The sequence below is a fragment of the Modicisalibacter sp. genome, from assembly GCF_055145905.1.
The window spans coordinates 1-1,190 of record NZ_JBSREH010000009.1 but is presented as its reverse complement, the minus strand read 5'-3'; the positions used below and the strand labels follow the sequence as shown (position 1 = coordinate 1,190).

Annotated in this window: 1 protein-coding gene; it reads right to left on the bottom strand. The window is 70.8% G+C overall.

Going from position 1 to position 1,190, the window contains the following annotated elements; genetic code table 11:
* A partial coding sequence (locus tag ACTCB7_RS04295; protein ID WP_463005675.1) for a malate synthase G occupies window positions 1-1,188 on the bottom strand: 1,188 nt, incomplete at its 3' end.
* Window positions 1,189-1,190: the final 2 nt, after the last annotated feature.

Sequence of the window (1,190 nt, the reverse complement as noted above, 5' to 3'; positions counted from 1 at the left end):
GATGCGCGTGAACAGGGTGTTGGCGAAGGCGACTTCCTTGGGGCCGTGCATCTTGGGCTTGACGATGTACACCGAGCCGGTGCGGCTGTTGCGCGGCTGGTCGTCGTCCTTGTTGAGGTCGTGGATGGCGATCAGGCCGGTGAGCACGCCGTCGAGGATGCCTTCGGGGATCTCGTGGCCGTCGGCGTCGAGCACCGCGGGGGTGGTCATCAGGTGGCCGACGTTGCGCACGAACAGCAGCGAGCGCCCGGGCAGGCGCAGGGCGCCGCCGTCCGGCGTGGTGTAGTCGCGATCCGGGTTGAGGCGACGGGTGACGGTCTTGCCGCCCTTGTCGAAGGACTCGGCGAGATCGCCCTTCATCAGCCCCAGCCAGTTGCGGTAGACGCCGACCTTGTCCTCGGCGTCGACGGCGGCCACCGAGTCCTCGCAGTCCATGATGGTGGTCACCGCGGCCTCGGTGAGCACGTCCTTGACGTGGGCCGGGTCGGTCTGGCCGATGGGATGCGTGGCATCGATCTGGATTTCCAGGTGCAGGCCGTGGTGGGCGAGCAGCACCGCCTCGGGGGCGGCGGCGTCGCCGCGGTAGCCGACCAGCTGGTCGGGGCGCGCCAGGCCGGTCTCGCGGCCGTTGTCACGCGAGACGACCAGCTTGCCGTCACGGATCGCGTAGCCGGTGGCTTCACGATGCGAGCCCTCGGCCAGCGGCGCGGCGGTGTCGAGCACCTCGCGGGCGTAGGCGATGACCTTCTCGCCGCGCTTGGGGTTGTAGGCGGTGCCCTTCTCGGCGCCGTCGGTCTCGGGGATGACGTCGGTGCCGTAGAGGGCATCGTAGAGGCTGCCCCAGCGGGCGTTGGCGGCGTTGAGCGCGTAGCGGGCATTGTTGACCGGCACCACCAGCTGCGGGCCGGCCTGCACGGCGATCTCGGCGTCGACGTTGCGGGTGGTGACCTGCACCTCGCCCGGCTCGTCGGCCAGGTAACCCTGCTCGCGCAGGAACGCCTGGTAGGCGGCCATGTCGCGCACCGGCCCCGGGTGGGCCTGGTGCCAGGCATCGAGCTCGCCCTGCAGGCGATCACGCTCGGCAAGCAGCGCGCGGTTGGTGGGCGCGAGGTCGTGGACCAGGGCATCGACGCCGGCCCAGAAGGCCTCGGGGTCGACACCGGTGCCGGGCAGGGCCTCGTCGGTGATGA